12 protein-coding genes are annotated in these 17,483 nt (G+C 50.3%); 11 read left to right on the top strand and 1 reads right to left on the bottom strand.

Annotated features, from left to right (window positions below; genetic code table 11):
- Window positions 1-4: 4 nt before the first annotated feature.
- Complete coding sequence (locus tag WC959_11140; protein ID MFA5689684.1) at window positions 5-2,884, bottom strand: glycoside hydrolase domain-containing protein; 2,880 nt, start codon at window positions 2,882-2,884, stop codon at window positions 5-7.
- A 179-nt stretch (window positions 2,885-3,063) separates the two neighbouring features.
- Between WC959_11140 and WC959_11135 the strand changes: the two genes are divergently transcribed.
- The 11 genes from WC959_11135 (at window position 3,064) to WC959_11085 (ending at window position 17,065) form a co-directional block, all read left to right on the top strand.
- A complete protein-coding gene (locus WC959_11135) occupies window positions 3,064-5,877 on the top strand; it encodes a LamG domain-containing protein (protein MFA5689683.1) in 2,814 nt (937 codons plus the stop codon).
- A gap of 13 nt (window positions 5,878-5,890) precedes the next feature.
- The gene (locus WC959_11130) at window positions 5,891-6,808 is read left to right on the top strand and encodes a hypothetical protein (protein MFA5689682.1); all 918 of its coding nucleotides are present in this window, start codon (window positions 5,891-5,893) and stop codon (window positions 6,806-6,808) included.
- 166 nt (window positions 6,809-6,974) lie between these two features.
- Window positions 6,975-7,823, top strand: coding sequence for a hypothetical protein (locus WC959_11125; protein ID MFA5689681.1), 849 nt, complete (start codon window positions 6,975-6,977; stop codon window positions 7,821-7,823).
- A gap of 28 nt (window positions 7,824-7,851) precedes the next feature.
- The gene (locus WC959_11120) at window positions 7,852-8,964 is read left to right on the top strand and encodes a DUF4434 domain-containing protein (GenBank protein MFA5689680.1); all 1,113 of its coding nucleotides are present in this window, start codon (window positions 7,852-7,854) and stop codon (window positions 8,962-8,964) included.
- 121 nt (window positions 8,965-9,085) lie between these two features.
- Window positions 9,086-9,874, top strand: coding sequence for a PEP-CTERM sorting domain-containing protein (locus tag WC959_11115; GenBank protein MFA5689679.1), 789 nt, complete (start codon window positions 9,086-9,088; stop codon window positions 9,872-9,874).
- Window positions 9,875-9,956: 82 nt separating this feature from the next.
- Window positions 9,957-10,679, top strand: a complete 723-nt coding sequence (locus tag WC959_11110) for a hypothetical protein (GenBank protein ID MFA5689678.1) — start codon at window positions 9,957-9,959, stop codon at window positions 10,677-10,679.
- An 83-nt stretch (window positions 10,680-10,762) separates the two neighbouring features.
- On the top strand, window positions 10,763-11,506 hold the full coding sequence (locus WC959_11105) for a hypothetical protein (protein MFA5689677.1): 744 nt from the start codon (window positions 10,763-10,765) through the stop codon (window positions 11,504-11,506).
- 18 nt (window positions 11,507-11,524) lie between these two features.
- Window positions 11,525-13,753: a hypothetical protein gene (locus WC959_11100; protein MFA5689676.1), complete on the top strand. Its 2,229-nt coding sequence runs from the start codon at window positions 11,525-11,527 to the stop codon at window positions 13,751-13,753.
- 20 nt (window positions 13,754-13,773) lie between these two features.
- Window positions 13,774-14,514, top strand: a complete 741-nt coding sequence (locus tag WC959_11095) for a glucosamine-6-phosphate deaminase (GenBank protein ID MFA5689675.1) — start codon at window positions 13,774-13,776, stop codon at window positions 14,512-14,514.
- A 76-nt stretch (window positions 14,515-14,590) separates the two neighbouring features.
- A complete protein-coding gene (locus WC959_11090) occupies window positions 14,591-15,724 on the top strand; it encodes a Gfo/Idh/MocA family oxidoreductase (GenBank protein ID MFA5689674.1) in 1,134 nt (377 codons plus the stop codon).
- A 21-nt stretch (window positions 15,725-15,745) separates the two neighbouring features.
- Window positions 15,746-17,065, top strand: coding sequence for an enolase C-terminal domain-like protein (locus WC959_11085; GenBank protein ID MFA5689673.1), 1,320 nt, complete (start codon window positions 15,746-15,748; stop codon window positions 17,063-17,065).
- Window positions 17,066-17,483: the final 418 nt, after the last annotated feature.

Raw genomic sequence — 17,483 nt, 5'->3', positions numbered from 1 at the left:
CGAATTATTCAGCAGGGTGTGAATTGATATAAAATAGAAATGATGAAACCGGAGCGGCAGACTTATCTGCGGTGATTTGTAACACGCTGAAGTCATTTCTGAGAATATTCAAAATCACCATGTTGTCAGCATCAATGGGGATTTCTGTTTTTGTTTCGGCGTCAATTACATTTGCTATTGGATAATTGTTGAAAGTTACGCGGACAGTTTGTGACGTTCGGTTAAGATTTGAAATGATAGCGAGCAAGTCGCCGTCCGGTTTTTGATAATAGCCGGCAATGAGGTTTGTGCCGGCACCGGTATCTGATCCCGACATTGTTATCAATGTTTGCTCCCAATACGGATGAAAGCTGATGTCAGTATTGCCGATATCAAATGCCTTTCTCCATGTCCATGTTTTGTGAATTTCCGCGGAGTTGCACCACAGCGGCCAGATCACCACGTCCGCCTGGAGAACCCGTGAGAGCATGTCTCTGGTGGAGGCGACATTGGTTATAATGTTCGGCTGATTTTTAAGCTGAGGAAGCCAGACGATGACAGTGCCCCATTGATCAGGAAAACATTCGGCGCGAACCCGGTCCATCGGCAGTGCATAATTGTAATAATAAATTTCTTCAACCGGATCGCCGGCGGGCGGTTTAAGTTCGGGATTCTGCCAGAAATAACCGCTGTTATACTGTTCGCCGATGAGCCAGAGATCGAATGCACTGAGCGAATGTGCACTTTGTGTCGCTGAACAGTGAGCGGTTGCTCTGGGACGCTCGTGATTCCGCTGCCAGGTGTTATATGTCATACGTTTGAAAAGATTGCGCGAGCCGAAAATTTCGAATGTCGGACGGCGGGTTCCGTCCAATGCATCATATCCGCCGCCGGATTCTGCCCGGGTATTTGGAATCGGTTGAACTTCGTCTATATACGTGCCGTCAGCATGACCCATCACATTAACGAATTCTTCGAGACTCCAGGCCAGATAATCACTCCATTCGGTTGCAGCGGACATTCTGATGGTGCCGCTCGCTTGCGGAAAGGTCGCCCATTCGCGGGTTATCAGCGGTGCTTCGGTTAATACTTTGGTTACAACATTTGTATTTCCACCGCCGATCGCTTCTTCATATTCGTCGTGGATGTTGGTGCGGGTCCAGTAAGGAAGGATATACCGGCGTTCCGGGTTTGTGAGGTCGGAAGAGATCCGTGTCCGGGTTGATTCAATGTTAAGATAACGGGAAGGGTCCTGATCCAGCATCATGAAGCGGTATTCACTGGGCCAATAAAAAACATTAATGCCGCGCAGGTCACCTTTCCGTCCGATGGCCTGGTCGGTATGCGTCCATGCGCGCCATCCGTCCGGCAGCGGTTTTACCGGTGTAGCCATTAAACCGAAACTGTATGTTATGGTAGACGGTGCATTGGCCGGCAGTGCGCCGGAAACCATATCAATTTTAAATAAAACTGTTTCGTCTGCGTCACGGATAACAGACAGACAGTTACCCTGGTCTTTCGGCCACCAGTATTGATCGGATTCCGTACACCATAAAAAACCGTGATGGTTGTTTCCGATCCACATCATGGTTTTCAATCCGGAAAGATGATGAGTTCCGGCGTCCGCCGGAATCATTTTGCTGTATGAATTTCCGGGAATATTTTGCGACGTGTAGGTCTGCGGCGCGCCGGTGTAATGCATCAACTGCGCCGATTCTTTTTCCACCACAGTTTCAAGCGACAGGGCGGTCAGCGCTGAACCGTCCGGAATATTTAAGGTGAGATCGCACCAGAGTAAGCCGTCGTATTCAAATGTGTAGGAAACTGAAGCGGTGGTATTTCCGAAACTGCCGGTGCGGGAAAAACAGATGCGTCCCTGTCCCTGATCGGTGATCACAGGTTCGCTGAAAGACAATACACCTGCCTGCTGATCGACAGCGATGCGGAGCAGCATCGGTTCGTGAAGCAGGGAGTTTGTGCCGGCAATTAAATTTCCTAAAAACTGAGTGCCGGAAAAATTATAATTCCGGTTCCAGCAGGACGCCGTACCGTTTGTCCAGGAAACCGCAGTCCACGGCGGCAGCACGGTGTCTTTATCCAGTGCGGCAAGTCCGAGTTTCGGGCGACCGGACTCGAACCATTTGCTGAATGTTCCGGAAAGCCGGTTGAATTCTGTCTGGGCGGCCAGATATTGCACCTGATCTGAAGTTAGAACCGCATCATAAATCCGGACGCGCTCAATGGCAGTCTGCCCGGTGTCTCTGCCCCAGCTGCCTGCCGGCCCAACAGAAAACTGCGACGGCCAGACAATATTTGCCGGATCAGCCGGCGTGCCGATTTCAGCGCGCCCGGTTTCAATTCCGTCGATATATAACACAGCATCGCCGGCGGCATCGTAAGTAAACACCAGATGATGAAAAATATGGTTCTGCCAGTTGGTAATACTGCGATAAAGAAAGACCGGCGCCGGAGAATCATTAATAGTAAAATGCACCGCAATTCCGTTCACGGTTCGCTTATAAATAACAAGCTTTGTGTCGGTGGTGGTTTGAAATATCATATAGTCTTCACTCACTGCGGCATCCCAATCCACCGGTTTAAACCGGATCTCAATGGAGCCGGCGGTGGACGGAAGATTTCCGACGGTTTGATAGGAGAGGGAGGCGCAACCGTTGCCGACCTTTAATCCTTCGTTCTTTTTTGTGACCGGATTAATATCAAACGTTGCAGTGGACTGGTGGAGTACTACCGCCTGAGTTGAGCCAGCGGCATGTGCGGCATGAATCTGCTGCTGCAGATATTCAGCGTGAAACGTTTCGTTTGTCTGGTACAGGCTTTCACCGGACGTGGTAAAAAAAACTGCACCGGCGGTGAACAAAAAATAGAATAATTTTTTTTCCGGCATAATTTCGCCTTTCAGTAAATCGCCAACATCCTGCCAGACACAGAATTATCGTCAATATTATTTTAATCGATAAAATTGTAGACATTGAGTGAATAATCTGTTCATATAATTTTAGAAACGCGGCGCTGTTTCCCGGCCGCAGGGTTAAAAATCAGGGCATTGAGAGGAGAAAAAAAGAGATGAAGTACAGAATGATTCTAATGGCGGCAACGGCGTTCAGCTTCAGTAATTTTGCAAATCTTTTTGCGGCGGCGGCGAAACCGGCAGACATTACGTTCAGTGTCGATTACTGCCGGAGCGGTGACAGCATTGATGCTCAGCAGGCCGCAGGTTCTGCCAAGGGGAAAGTGCTGTTTGAAACAAAAGATACCCGCGATTTTGATACCATGTCACATTCCATCCGCGGCCTGCTCGTCGGAACAGGAAACGCATCCGTTCAGTATGATGCCGTAAAAAATCTGCCGGACAGCACAGGTTCTATTGAATTGCTTATCAAACCGTTCGACTGGGAACCGAATGATAATTTTATGCACATGTTTCTGCAGACGGTTGTTTCCGGCAAATCGCCTTTCGGAAAAATCTTTATTTATAAATATAAACAATCCGGCGCAGCGGTTTATCTCGAATACACTGAAGCCGGCGACAAAATTTTCCTGCGCGATGCATCATCGTTAAAATGGGAAAAAGGATCATGGCATCATATTGTTGTAACATATGATTCCGGCAAGGAAGTGGCTTTGTTCGTTGACGGCCGCAAAGCGGGCAGCGCGTCAGTTGCGGCGGACATCAAATGGCCGAAACTGTTTACTGTCGGTCCGTCCGGCAAAGGCATGGGCTATGCCGACGGAGCAACATCCATCAGCGATGTGCGTATTTTCAACCGTCCGTTAGATGAAAATGAAGTTGCGGCACTGGCCAAAGACCGGCTGCCGGATTTGAAGATTGAAGTTGCTAAAACGACCGTTCCGGCCACCGAGAAAAATGTGGGCTTACGCAGCCGCTGGTTTGAAAACGGATGTCCGAAGCTCGGTCTTGAAGCATTAAACGGCGATGTTGTTCTGCCGCCGTGGACGCCGGTGCAGTATGAGCAGGGTAACGTTGGCACGTGGGGTCGTCAGTATTCCGTTTCCGGTGCCGGCGCGCTGGGTTCAGTAGTTTCCGCCGGTGCAGAAGTGCTGTCAGCGCCGGTAAGTTTTCTGCTTGGAAAAGAACAGATTTCATTTTCGGTGCCGGAAGTGGTTTCAAAGGAAGCCGGCCGTCTTGTGCTGGTTCGCAAAGCGTCCGCAAAAGCGGCGGACGTGACGCTGACCTACACCATCGAATATGACGGTGTAATCTGGTGCGATCTGGCGCTGAAACCGAAAGGTGTCTTAGACCGGCTGGAATTGAATATTCCTTTCACCGCAAATGCGGCGGATATGATTCATTATGTCGGCGCGCCAGTGGCTTATGAATCGCAGGATCTGGTGAAACACTCTTTTTCGCGTGAACTGTCACGCAAGGCGGGAACGGTATTTGAGAGCGGCTTGAAAACAACGGTATGGATCGGCAATAACAGTCACGGAATGCTCTGGTTCACCGAGTCCGATCAATACTGGTGGCCGAAAGAACGTGAAAATTCTATTCGTGCGGAACGTTACGCTGACGGACGGGTTGATCTTAAAATTGATATGATCGCCAAAGCGCTGCCGCTGAAAAATAACGAAGAAATTTCGATTCGCTTTGGAATGATGGCAACGCCGGTGAAACCGCTGCCGGACGGCTGGCGCGGCTGGACCTATTCGGCGCAATACGACTCTATGCAGGGCGAAACACGCGGGAATCAACTGATTTACTGGCCGGATGAATGGCGCTGGATGATTCATGATCCGGACCCGACGCGCGCGCTGAATATTGATAAAGTCTGCGACAAGGTAAAATGGGATCATAAGGAACACCGGAAAATTATTCCGTACTGGACGCGGCTGCACGCAATTCTGAAAGACGGCGATAAAGAGGAGCCGGATGCTGATTTTATGCGCGAACACTGGGCGACCGAACCCGGACGTCCCGGCGGTGGATCACGGCAGATGATTCGTGCATGTACGACCACGGAGTGGGGTGATTATCTTGTCTGGTGCGCCGCAGAATGGGCCAAGGTTTTCGGTCGCATGGACGGTGTCTACATGGATGAAACTCAGCCGATTCCGAACACGCGCGCAGTTTCCGGCGGTGGGTATGATGATTTCGACGGAACCCGGCGTCCGACCTATGAGCAGATCGGTTCACGTAATATGATCAAGCGGATGACCTATAATATGTGGAAAGCGAATGGTGAAACGCCGGCTTCGGTTGCACACTGTTCCGCCACGCACACAATGCAATCGCTGAGCATGTATACCGGTATGCTGATTGGTGAGCAGTATTATGACGGATATTTTAAAAGCAGGAATCCGGAATTTCTGCCGCCGTCGGACAAACCGGAAGAAATGGTTTATTATTACAGCTATGCACTGCCGATGGATCGGGTTCGTGCGGAATGTTTCCACGGGCAGTGGGGTGCGGTGATGGTCTGGCTGCCCTGTCTGAAATTTGACAAAGGCCTGATGGCGAATCCGGTGACGGCCCGCGATATGCTTTCACGGATTATGCAGGCGGATATGGCCATCTGGCCGCTGTTCTGCAACCGTGAAGAAGTGTTGAAAACCTGGCGGTTCAGAGAAGAATTCGGCATCACCGATAAAGCGGTGGAATTTATTCCGTACTGGGCAGACGATGCAATTACTGCCGATAAAGAAAATGTTGTCGTCGGGTATTATAAAAACGATAAAAAAATTCTGGCGATTATTTCCAATCTGAACCGTACCGGTGAAAAAGTGAAAATCAATTTCGGCGATCTGGCGGTGTCCTCCGTCCGGAATGCAGAAACCCGGACGCAGATTCCGCTTAACGGAAAGTCTGTTGAACTCAATATTCCGCGTAACGATTATGTCGCGCTGAAAATTAATTATTGATGCGGTGGAACCGATGAAAAACTCCGGCTGGCATAATTTCATCAGCAGTATCCGGCGGCCAGTGCTGTGCGCACTGTTTGCCGCCGGCATATCTGCTGCCGGAAACGGCGCGGCGGATTCCGCCGCGTCAACCGGAGTTTACGGTGCATTCAGTCTGGCCGCCGGTGATTATTCGGCCCGCTTTTCACCGCGTTATTCCTATGCGTTGGAGCAGATCGTTTTTCAGGGGCAGCGCATCGGATTAAACAACGGCAACTACGGTTTTATTTTTCACGGCGGCGATATGAAATTTGTCGGTGGAAACAATAAAGACAGTGCCGGCAATGCCACCGAAAAAATTATATCAATGCAATTGATTGTTGACGGCGTTGAAATTCCGGCACCGGCACCGGCGGAGATAAACGTGCTGAAAACCGGAGAATTTATCACTAAATCAAAAATTCGCGGCATATCGGTTATGCAGCGGACAATAATCACTCCGACCGGCATTCAGCGGTATCTTAATCTAAATGTTGACGAAGATACATCTGTTTGGACAGGGTATGCGTTTATGGTGTGCTGGGCACCGACCACTACAGAATGGATGGCTCAGGATGAATCCGGTGAATTAATTGAAGGTATTTTTGATACTCAGGGATTAATACTGCGAAAAGAATCTGTTGCGTGGGTCGCTGTTTATGAACCGGAAATGAATGTGGCGATGCTGGCGTCCTATTCACCGGAAAATCTTCCGGGCAAAGATATCGGGCATGCTCTCCAGGATCTTGCGACGCATCAATATCACAAGTTATATTATCAGCCGTTTTCCCGTGAAACACTGCACGCCGGTGAAAAATACTCTTTTGCAATGAAGATTCAGGGTGTTCGCGTCAAACCGGAACGGTGGAAAGAGGACGTCATTAAAACCGCGCAAATGACAAAAGAGCATTAAAAAATGTATGACTGCAAAAATGCACAAAACTCACAAAAAGAAAAATTGTTGTAGCACCGATTCGATGAGCCAGAGTTTGTTCGTAGAATCAACATTACACTGGTCTTTTCATTTGCGTTCATTCGCGGTTATTCGCGGTTACAATAAAAATTAAAATAGTCAAACGATGAAATGCATTCAAAAAACAATTAAACAAACGGTGCCGGTTCTGTTGGCGGGCGTGTTCGTCGGTAATCATTCCGTGGCGGTGACATTCCGCAGCGGCGATTTATCCGTACGGTTTGCGCCGGAACGGGCCTATACAATTGATGATGTAAAACTCGGCAAGATTGAAGCCGGTGTTTACCGCGGAAACTGGGGACTGGTATTTCATCCCGGCGAGTATAAATGGATCGGCACAGGGCATCGCGAGGGCGGACGCGAAGAAGTCGATAAAATTTCAGTGCAGGTCGACGGTGTGATGCTTGAAAAAATGCCTGCCGCTAAGGAGGAAATTTCCGGCAAACGGCTGGAACTCATCAAAGAGAGCCGGCTGCACGATGTCCGGCTCGCTTCAAAAATTATTGTCGAAGACGGCGTCATTCAGGAAGAGGCCGTGCTGACATTCGCTTCCGGTCAGTTTATTCAAACCGGTTACGCCTTTATGCACTGCTGGACGCCGGATGCCAAATACTGGCTGGCGGAAACCGTTGCCGGCGATGTGATTGACGGTGAACTTTCCAGTACGGCGAAATGGGAAGTAAAACAGGATTTGCATTGGCTCGCGCTGTATGTGCCGGAAAACGGTCTGGTCATTCTGATGCAGTTCCCGCCGGACACTCTGCCGGGTAAAGGAATCAAGCAGGCGATTCATGACCACACCTCGTTCCGCAAACATTATTTTCAACCGTACGCCGGCGAAATGATGCCGGCCGGCCGGTCAGACAATTTCAGGATGTCGACACAATTATTCACCGCGCCGGAAGAGCAGTGGAAAACCGCCGTAAAAAATGCCGCGAAATGTTGTCAGGAATAAAACCGGAGAGATAACCCCAGGGACATGTATGTATGATATTATTGATGTAGAAGATTTTAAAATTTTCATGGCCAGTCAGCGCGCGCAGGATTCTTGCGGTGTGCGGAACCGTGAAGCGAATCAGGATAACCTGCAGTTTCTGCAAACGCTCGGATCGCAGCCGCAGCGGATGAATATTACCGGCGCGTTTATTTATGCCCATGCTCCGAACTATTTCGGGCGACCGGCGCTTCACTGGGGTGTGGCTGAGTGGCGCGCAATGTTCCGGCAGTTTAAACTGCTGGGAATTGACACCGCGATTTTTCAGGCCGCCATCTGGAATGAACTGCGCGAATGCTATTATCCGTCGCAGAAATTCAGCGCGTACAAAACCTGGAACGTGGTGGAACCGATGCTGGAAGCCGCCGGCGCGGAAAACATCCGCATGTTTCTCGGCGGTTACGGCTCAACCACCGGTCTGAGCGATCAGGTTGCGCCGGAAATTATGGAACGCGAAGAGCAGGCGTGCGTCAACTGCCTGACAGAGCTTATGAAATACCGGCAGGAATTCCATGGATTTTATTTTTCATCGGAAACCGCCTACACCGGTTCATACGACCGGAATAAAATCAGCCGCCTGAACCGGATTTACCGGGGATTTTTCGAACACATTAAAAGTGTCGATGCCGGGTTACAGATTATGATGTCGCCGGGCACAAAATATTTTCCCGGCAAAGAGCAGGAGATGCAAGCCAGCTGGCTGGAAACACTGGACGGCGTTCCGCTGGATATTCTTGCGCCGCAGGATTCCATCGGCACCTGCGGCAGCCGGCTGCGTCATGCCGAAGCCATGTATAAAGCGTGGGCGGATGTCTGTCGCGAACGGAAAATTACATTCTGGTCAAACATTGAAGTTTTTCAACGGGGTGAAAATGTCATGCAGCTGAATCACAGCATCACCGCCGATCCCGACCGGGTTACAGCGCAAATTAATGCGGCCGCACCCTATGCGAAAAAACTGATCTGCTGGGAGGCTCCGTATTATGTGTGCGATCCGAATAACCCCCGCGCGGCAGCACTTGCGCGGGTGGTGTTTGGGCAGAAAGACACTTCGCTTGCAAACGAAAATCAGAAGCCGGAATTAGCCGCTGTGTGCGGGTAGAAAATTTTATGAGAAATAAATGCTTGCGTTTTTTCGCCGAGAGCTTTATTTAATTATTAATCGATTGAAATCACACAAGTGTGTGATGCGGGTACCAAACAAAAACAGGAAGGAGCAGGGTATGCAAAAGAGAAGAAGTATATTAATTATCGCGGCACTGGCCGGATTCGCGGGGTTGACGTATGCGTCGGTTGTGACTCATATTGATCAGGACTTCAGCGGTTTTACAACAGGGACAATCAATACGAATCCCAGTGGGTGGGGAGGTTTAAATAGTGCTAACCTCAATGTTGAAATCGAGGAAGAAAGCGGCGATAAATACATGACAATAGGTCGTACTGGACCCGGCGCAGTTACGTATACGAGTGCTATGGGCGGGAATACGGCACTAAATATTGATACGACGAAGAGCGGCGAATATAAATGGAGTTTCGATTTTTGTATAGACCCATCTACTCCAACAGCTTCTGGCTCTGTAACATATATCTATTTAGATTCCGGTAGCGGAAAAACATTCGCCAGTCTTTTCCTTCGCAAGGAAGCCAGCGGGTTCAATGTATATGTTTATAATAATCTAAGTGATAGCTATACGGCATCGGCGAACAATACGCTTTTAACAACAATTGATGTAGACGAGTGGTATAATGTTTCTTTTGATATCTGGACGGATGGCGATACCGGTCATATCGGATATGATGTTACAGTCGGAACTGATTCACTTGCTGTTGCATCACAGGCAAGTCTCTTAACGTCGGATGCGGTACGGATGGGCTGGTCGCCTCAGATGAATGGAGCCCTTATTTCATATGATAATATTCTGCTGCAGACAGTGCCTGAACCGGCGACGGTGGGTTTGTTTGCAATTTCAGGTCTCGTTGCACTGGTATGGCGCAAATTGCATAAATCATAACCGGCCTGCAATTATAAAAAGTCCGGTCGGGATCTGGCCGGACTTTTTTTAGGCGAAAGTTTAATTTTTACGGAGAATATGCATGAAACAGATGATTCATTTTTCTTTAGCGCTGGTTTTACTGGCCGGAACAGCCGGGTTTTCTGCCGAAATTATTCATATTTCCAATAATTTTGAAGACGATATGCCCCGCGTATTAAATACCGGACGGGGCTGGTCGGTCGGAAAAACGATTGATGTCGAGATTGTAAACGATCCGGTTTCCGGCGATCAAAAGGCACTGTTGATGAAGCGGAATGCGTCCGGCGCGGTGACGTATACTTCCGCGGGCGGTTCAAACCGCCGTTTGCTACTGGCGGAAAACGGAAAATATGAATGGAGTTTTTCGTTTTATGTGGATTCTTCTTCACCGAAAACAAGCGGCAGCAGCATGTTTATTTTTCTGGATACCGGCGCGACGACCGGAGTGTTTGCAAGTCTGCTTATCCGCTTTGATGCCAGTCGCGGCTGGAGTGCGTATGCCTATGATGCACTGAATGCACCGTTTACCGGTTTCAGCAGTTACCGGCAGCTTTGCAAGATCGATATGGATCAATGGTACGATGCAAAAGTGTTAATTACGATTGAAAAAGGGAAAGTCGGATATGACGTGACGATCGGTTCGAATACACATACCGTTCGCCCGCAGACCGGCGGCGCGGCGTTTGCTCCCGGGAGTAACGTGCGCATGGGTTGGTCACCGCAGATTGATGGTACAACCATGCTGTTCGATAATCTACAGTTGAAAACAATCTCAGTTCCGTAAATTTAAACTCACCGGTTCTAAAAAGGTCATGAGCCGGTGATTTTTTATTTAATTAACATTAATCGATTAAATAAAGGATTTATATGAAACATTTACAAGGTCTGTTCACACGGAAAGTTCTTGTTGCATTCGGCGGTCTCCTTTGTTTTTCGACGGTATCCGGCGCGGATTATATAAATCAGAATTTCGAAGGGTATGCGGTCGGAGCGCTGTCATCCGGCAGCGGCTGGTCGATCAGTGCAAATATTTCTACGCGGGTTGTGGAAACCAACGGCAATAAATATGTCAGTATGGCACGAACCGCTTCAGGCGCTAATGTTTATTCTTCTGCAAATGCGCCGAATACACCCTTGACGTTATCTTCCGGAAAAAATTATCGCTGGGCGTTCAGATTTTTTGTGGACTCCGCAACACCGGATTCCGCCGGAAATAAAATGTTTATTTATCTGGATACGGGTGCGGCGGCCGGCGGGTTTGCCGGATTGATTATCAATTATGCATCAAACAAACCGCGTGCACAGGTGTACAATACATTAACCGGCGGAATTACCAGCTCTTCAAATTATATAACACTCGGGAACCTTGAGCCGGACGAATGGTATTCTGCGGAATTTATAGTCTATATTGATAACACTGAAAAAATGCGGCAGAAAATTACTGTCGGATCGTATACACATGAAACAACGGTACAGGACAGCAATGCCGGAGCCGGCAATGTCCGGATGTGCTGGTCGCCCCAGCTTAATGGAACCACAATGAGTTTTGACGATATAAATTTGAGAGATTTTGTCGTTAAACGGCTGGGATTATATATAATCAATAACTAGGGATAATTTGTAATATATATGCAGGTTTTAGACTGGGTTGTTCTGGGCGGATTTCTGGCAATTGTCGCCGGGCTGGTGCTTTATATAAAGCAGTATGTCGTTTCAGTGTCGGATTATCTTGCCGGAAACCGCATGGCCGGGCGTTATCTGCTTACCATGGCGGGTGAGATGGGACAGATCGGCGCCATTTCAATTATTGCAATCTGGGAGTCCCAGTATTTTTCCGGTTGGGGCGCCACCTGGTGGAGCGTATTGAATATGCCGTTCTGGGTGTTGATGGCGCTGTCCGGATGGGTGATTTACCGCTACCGGCAGACGCGTTCCTTGACCATTGCACAGTTTTTTGAGCAGCGCTACAGCCGTCGTTTCCGTATTTTTGCCGGACTGCTGGCCTTTGTTTCCGGAACACTTAACTATGCAATTTTTCCGTCGGTGACCGCCCGGTTTTTAATTTATGTCTGCGGTATTCCGGAATGTCCGGTTCTGTTAGGACCTGTAACAATTTCGTTGTCCTATGCGGTCATTATGGCGTTCTTAATGGGAATGGCGCTGTGGATTACACTGCGTGCCGGGCAGGTCGGAATCATGGTGACAGATGCCATTCAGGGCGCTATGATGATGGTTCTTTTTCTGACCATTGGCATCTATTTATTCCGGTTGTGCGGCTGGGAACAGATCAGCGAAGCATTTGCGGCAGCGGCGAATCAGGAAACCAACTCCATGGTCAATCCGTTTAAAACATCAAAAGTTCGCGATTTTAATATCTGGTTTTATCTGATCGGAATTTTCGGCTCATTCTATTCGCGTCTGGCCTGGCAGGGAACCAGCGGCTATAACGCCGCCGCCAAATCACCGCATGAAGCGCGGATGGCCGGTGTTCTCGGCGCATTGCGCCAGAACAATATCATGATGATTGTGATGTTTATTTCGATGGTCGCATATACTGTGATGCATCATCCCGATTTTGCCGGAATCAGCGGAGCGGCCGGCGAGCGGATCTTCAGCATTATGAATCCGGCGGTTCAAAAACAGATGACCGTGCCGCTGATTGTCGGCACAATTCTGCCGGTGGGGCTGCTCGGTTGTTTTGTCGCTGTAATTTTTTCTATGGCGATCACCACCGATGATACATATCTCCATTCATGGGGCAGTATTTTTATTCAGGACGTAGTCCTGCCGCTGCGGAAAAAACCGCTGTCCCAGACCGGACATCTGAAAGCGCTGCGCTGGTCGATTTTCGGTGTCGCGCTGTTTGCCTATCTGTTCAGTCTGCTGTTCCGGCAGACGCAGTATATTCTGATGTTCATGGCGATTACCGGCTCAATCTTCCTCGGCGGCGCAGGCGCCTGCATTATCGGCGGACTGTACTGGAAGCGCGGCACAACCGCCGGTGCATGGACTGCGCTATTGCTCGGCAGTTTTCTCTCCGGCGGTGCAATTCTGCTGCAGCAGGTGCCTTTTGCGAAAACAGTGCTTCAGATTGATGCCCCCGCTGGAAGCTCTGTTCTGATCAACGGTATGCCGGTTTCCGGCGGGACTCATACGCTTGAATTCTGGCGGCAGGAGGAGTGGCAGAGCGTGCGTGTTTCAATCGTGCTGCCGGACGGCAGAGAGGCGGACGGCACCGCATTTTATGCATACGGCACCCGTCCGCCGATCGTGAATGCGCCGGCGGTGCAATGGCCGGCGGAGCTGGAAAGCATACAGCTTTCTCCGGCGCCCGGAAGCCACCTTCCATTGAACGGCTCACTGCCGTCGCAGATTTTCTATTTCATTCGAGGAATTAACGGACGGGTGCTGTGGCTGTTTGCCATGCTTGTATCCATTGCCGGATATGTGCTTGTCTCACTGGCCGGCCGCAAAGAGTATAACATGGATAAGCTGCTGCACCGGAAACAGTATGCCACAGCGGATGTGCCGGATGTATCCACCGCGCGCGGCTGGAAAGCGGTTTTCCTGATCACAAATGAGTTTACCCGCAGTGATAAAATCATCTATTTGTTCACCATCATCTGGTCGTTTGGCTGGACGTTTTTTTATCTGGGGTGCATTATCGTCAACCTGATTTCTGTCCGCAGCGATGCGTTTTGGGTCACTATACACAAATGGAGTATTTATCTCTATGGAGTCATGGCGGTGATCACACTGGTCTGGTTCGGTGCCGGCGCAGTCAGAAATACAATTGAACTTTGCTTCGGGCTGAAGCATGCCAAACGTGATGAGACCGACGATGGCCGCGTTGAATAAAAACAGAGGAACAGTGAGCAATGGAAATTAATATTTATAAAACAAAAGCGGAAATGGGTGCGGCAGCGGCAGCTGTTACGACTGAAAAACTGCAGCAGGCGCTGGCGCGTCGCGGCGAAGCCTGCATGGTTCTGGCTACCGGCGCGAGTCAGTTTGAAGTGCTGAATGCGCTGGTGAAAAAACCGGTCGACTGGTCAAAAGTCACCTGTTTTCACATGGATGAATATATCGGCATCGGTGATAATCATCCGGCAAGTTTCCGGCGATATCTGCGCGAACGATTTGTCAGCCGTGTCCCGGCGCTCAAAACGTTTCATTATGTTAACGGTTCCGCCCCCGACCCGCAGGCGGAATGCGACCGGCTTGAAGCGTTGATTTCAAAAAAGTACGTCGATGTTGTACAGTGCGGCATTGGTGAAAACGGACATCTGGCATTTAACGATCCGCCGGCTGATTTTGAAACAGAGCGCAGCTATCTGATGGTCGAGCTGGACGAAGCGTGCCGCCGCCAGCAGCTCGGTGAGGGCTGGTTTAAAACACTGGACGATGTTCCGCGCTGCGCACTTACAATCAGTATCCGGCAGATTATGAAAGCCGGCCGCATTGTTTGTACGGTGCCCGATGAACGGAAAGCGCAGGCGGTGAAAGACTGTCTGAAGAGTGCGGTTTCAAATCATCATCCGGCATCCATTCTACAGCAGCATCCCGACTGTCATCTGTTTTTGGATAATGCCGCCGCATCACGGCTCGAAAAACGGTAACGGGGAAAGCATGTTCTGATTTATGTATTGCAGAAATGATGCAGAGAAAATTTTTAAATATAAGCAGGAGAGGGTTATGAAAAAAATTGGAATCGGCTTTGTGGGTGCAGGCTGGATGGGTTCGGTGCAGCTGCGCCGTCTGACGGAGCGCGACGATGTGGAGGTGCTCGCGCTGCTGGAGAAGAACCGTGAGCGCGGCCTGGAGGTTTTAAAGGAGCTGAATCTGCCGGCGGAGCTGCTGACGGAGGAGTATGAAACGATTGTAAATAATCCGGCAGTCGACGCGGTGTGGCTGGTGAGTCCAAACGGTTTTCACGGCCCGCAGGCGATTGCGGCGATGAAAGCCGGCAAGCATGTGTTCTGCGAAAAACCGGCGGCGACGGCCTATGCCGATTTCTGCAAAGAGATTGAGCTCGAAAAAGCCAATCCGGCGCTGATTACCTTCGTCGATTATATTCTCTATTTCGATACGCTCGAAGAGCAGATCCGCCGCCGCGTGGCGGAGAATGAGTTCGGCCAGATCACCCAGATTCAGATCAACTACCGCCATCCGGTAAATATCCAGGGCGACAAGGTGTGGAAACTGAAAAAAGAGATTATGGGCGATGCCATCAGCATGGGGATTAATCACTCCATCTCCATGATCGTGCATACAATGGCGTCGCAGGCGAAACCGGTCGGCGTATATGCTACATCAATGCCGGCCAAAGTGCGCGGATTCGAAGTGGATCCGGTCTGGAACATTGTAATCCGTTTTGATAACGGCGCCGCCGGATTCTGTTTCGGCAATATCGACAACGGCAACGGGTATGATGCCTATCATAATCTGTTCGGCACAAAAGGCGGTTTCATCTTTGATTCGCAATTGGACCGGGCGCAGAAGATCCGGTACTGGTCGGAATCCGGCACCGGCGGAAAATGGATCTATCCGCTCGACCGCGAACGCTGCCGCGCGGAAGGCTGCGAAGCGCTTGTCTGGCCGGACGATTCGACCACGCCGGACAGCGGCGATGTGATTGAACATCAGACCGGCGCATGCGTAGACCATTTTATTCAATGCGTTAAATCCGGAGAAAAATCTCCGCTGGGATTTGTGAATTCATCCGTGATCGGCGGGATCGGCTGGGCGGCGCAGATGTCGGCGGCCACCGGGAAAGAGGTTGCGCTACCGCTGGATCAAACCGCCAAAGAATTTTTCGCCGCGCAGTAACATTCCGGCGCAGGAGAAGCGATGATGTTAATCAGTGACGCATTCAGTACGGTTGAGCGCGAACCGCTCAACGCGCCGTTCGGATTTAAAGGAAACAGCTTGAGTGAGCTGTGGCAGACGGTTGTGCTGCTGAAAAATTCCGGCGATGAAGGACTCGGACTCGGAACGCAAAGTACGCTGTGGTCGGATGCGGATGTGTTTGCATCATTCGATGAAGCCGCCGGCAATGAACTGATGTACCGCATGACAGCGCATGCACTGGAACTTTCCAAATCCATTTCATTTAAAACGCCGGTGGAGCTGATCGATCAGCTGCTGGAGCCGGTGTGGGAATACGGGAAAGGCATTACCGGCAAAAAAGATCTGCGTATGACGTTTGCGCTGAATGCGCTGGTGGCGGTGGATAACGCAGCGTGGCAGCTGTACGCGTCAACGGCTGGAATCAAAACGTTCGATGAAATGATTCCTGAAACGATGCGTCCGGCGCTGCACGGCCGGCGCCGGCAGCTTGCGGCCATTCCACTGGTGAGTTACGGCGTGCCGGCGGCAGATATTCTCCGGATGGTGGATGAAGGATATTTTTTTCTGAAGATCAAAATCGGCAGCGATCCGGAGGGCGATGGCTGTCAGGAAAAAATGCTGGCGTGGGATCAGCGCCGGCTGGCGGAGATTCATGAACTGCTCAAACACCGCGAGACGCCGTTCACGGACAGCGGGCGGATTCCGTATTATCTGGATGCCAACGGACGGTATCACTCCAGACAGCATTTAAAGCGTCTGCTCGATTATGCGGATTCTATCGGCGCGCTGGATCGTATTCTGATTGTGGAGGAGCCGTTTCCGGAAGAATATCTGGAAGATGTGTCCGATCTGCCGGTACGACTGGCGGCGGACGAAAGCGCACACTCTGATCATCACTCTCTGGAACGGATTGAAGCGGGCTACGGCGCGATCGCCTTAAAGCCGATTGCTAAAACGATGAGCATGAGCTTAAAAATCGCGCAGCTGGCACATGAGCGCGATGTTCCGTGTTTTTGCGCCGATTTAACGGTGAACCCGGTTCTGGTGGACTGGAATAAAAATGTCGCCGCGCGGCTGGCGCCGCTGCCGGGCATGAAGACCGGGGTGCTGGAGAGCAACGGATTTCAGAATTATAAACACTGGGAACAGATGAAAACCCGGCACCCGCGTCACGGCGCACCGTGGATGGAGGTGTGGCAGGGATTGTTTGAGCTGGATGATGATTTTTATAACTGCTCCGGCGGGATTTTCGAAACAAGTCCGCACTACCGGCAGTTATTCGATGCATACTATAAAAATTTTCCCGCACAAAGCTGCTAAAAAAAGGTGGAGCAGACAGTCCCGTCTGCTCAAAGGCAGACTGGATAGTCCGCCTCACATTTCCCGGCGGTAAAAAATCCGGCTTTATCCGTTTACATCTGCGGTTAAAATCTCTTTTTCTTTGCGCCTCTGCGTGCAGAATTTCTCCCGCGCAAAGCCCGCTAAAAAAGGTGGAGCAGGCATTCCTGCCTGCTCAAAGGCAGACTGGATGGTGGGGCAGACATTCCTGCCTGCTCAAAGGCAGACTGGAAAGTCCGCCTCACATTTCCCGGCGGTAAAAAATCCGGCTTCATCCGTTTACATCTGCGGTTAAACCCTTTTTTTGCGGCTCTGCGTGCAGAATTTCTCTGCGATTTGTGTGAATCGCTGCACCATAGCGCGGCTGTCGCGCAGATACGTTTGCAGCGGAATGAGTCCG

It is taken from the genome of Kiritimatiellales bacterium (genome assembly GCA_041656295.1).
GTDB lineage: Bacteria > Verrucomicrobiota > Kiritimatiellia > Kiritimatiellales > Tichowtungiaceae > Tichowtungia.
This window is presented reverse-complemented; position numbering and strand designations above follow the sequence as displayed.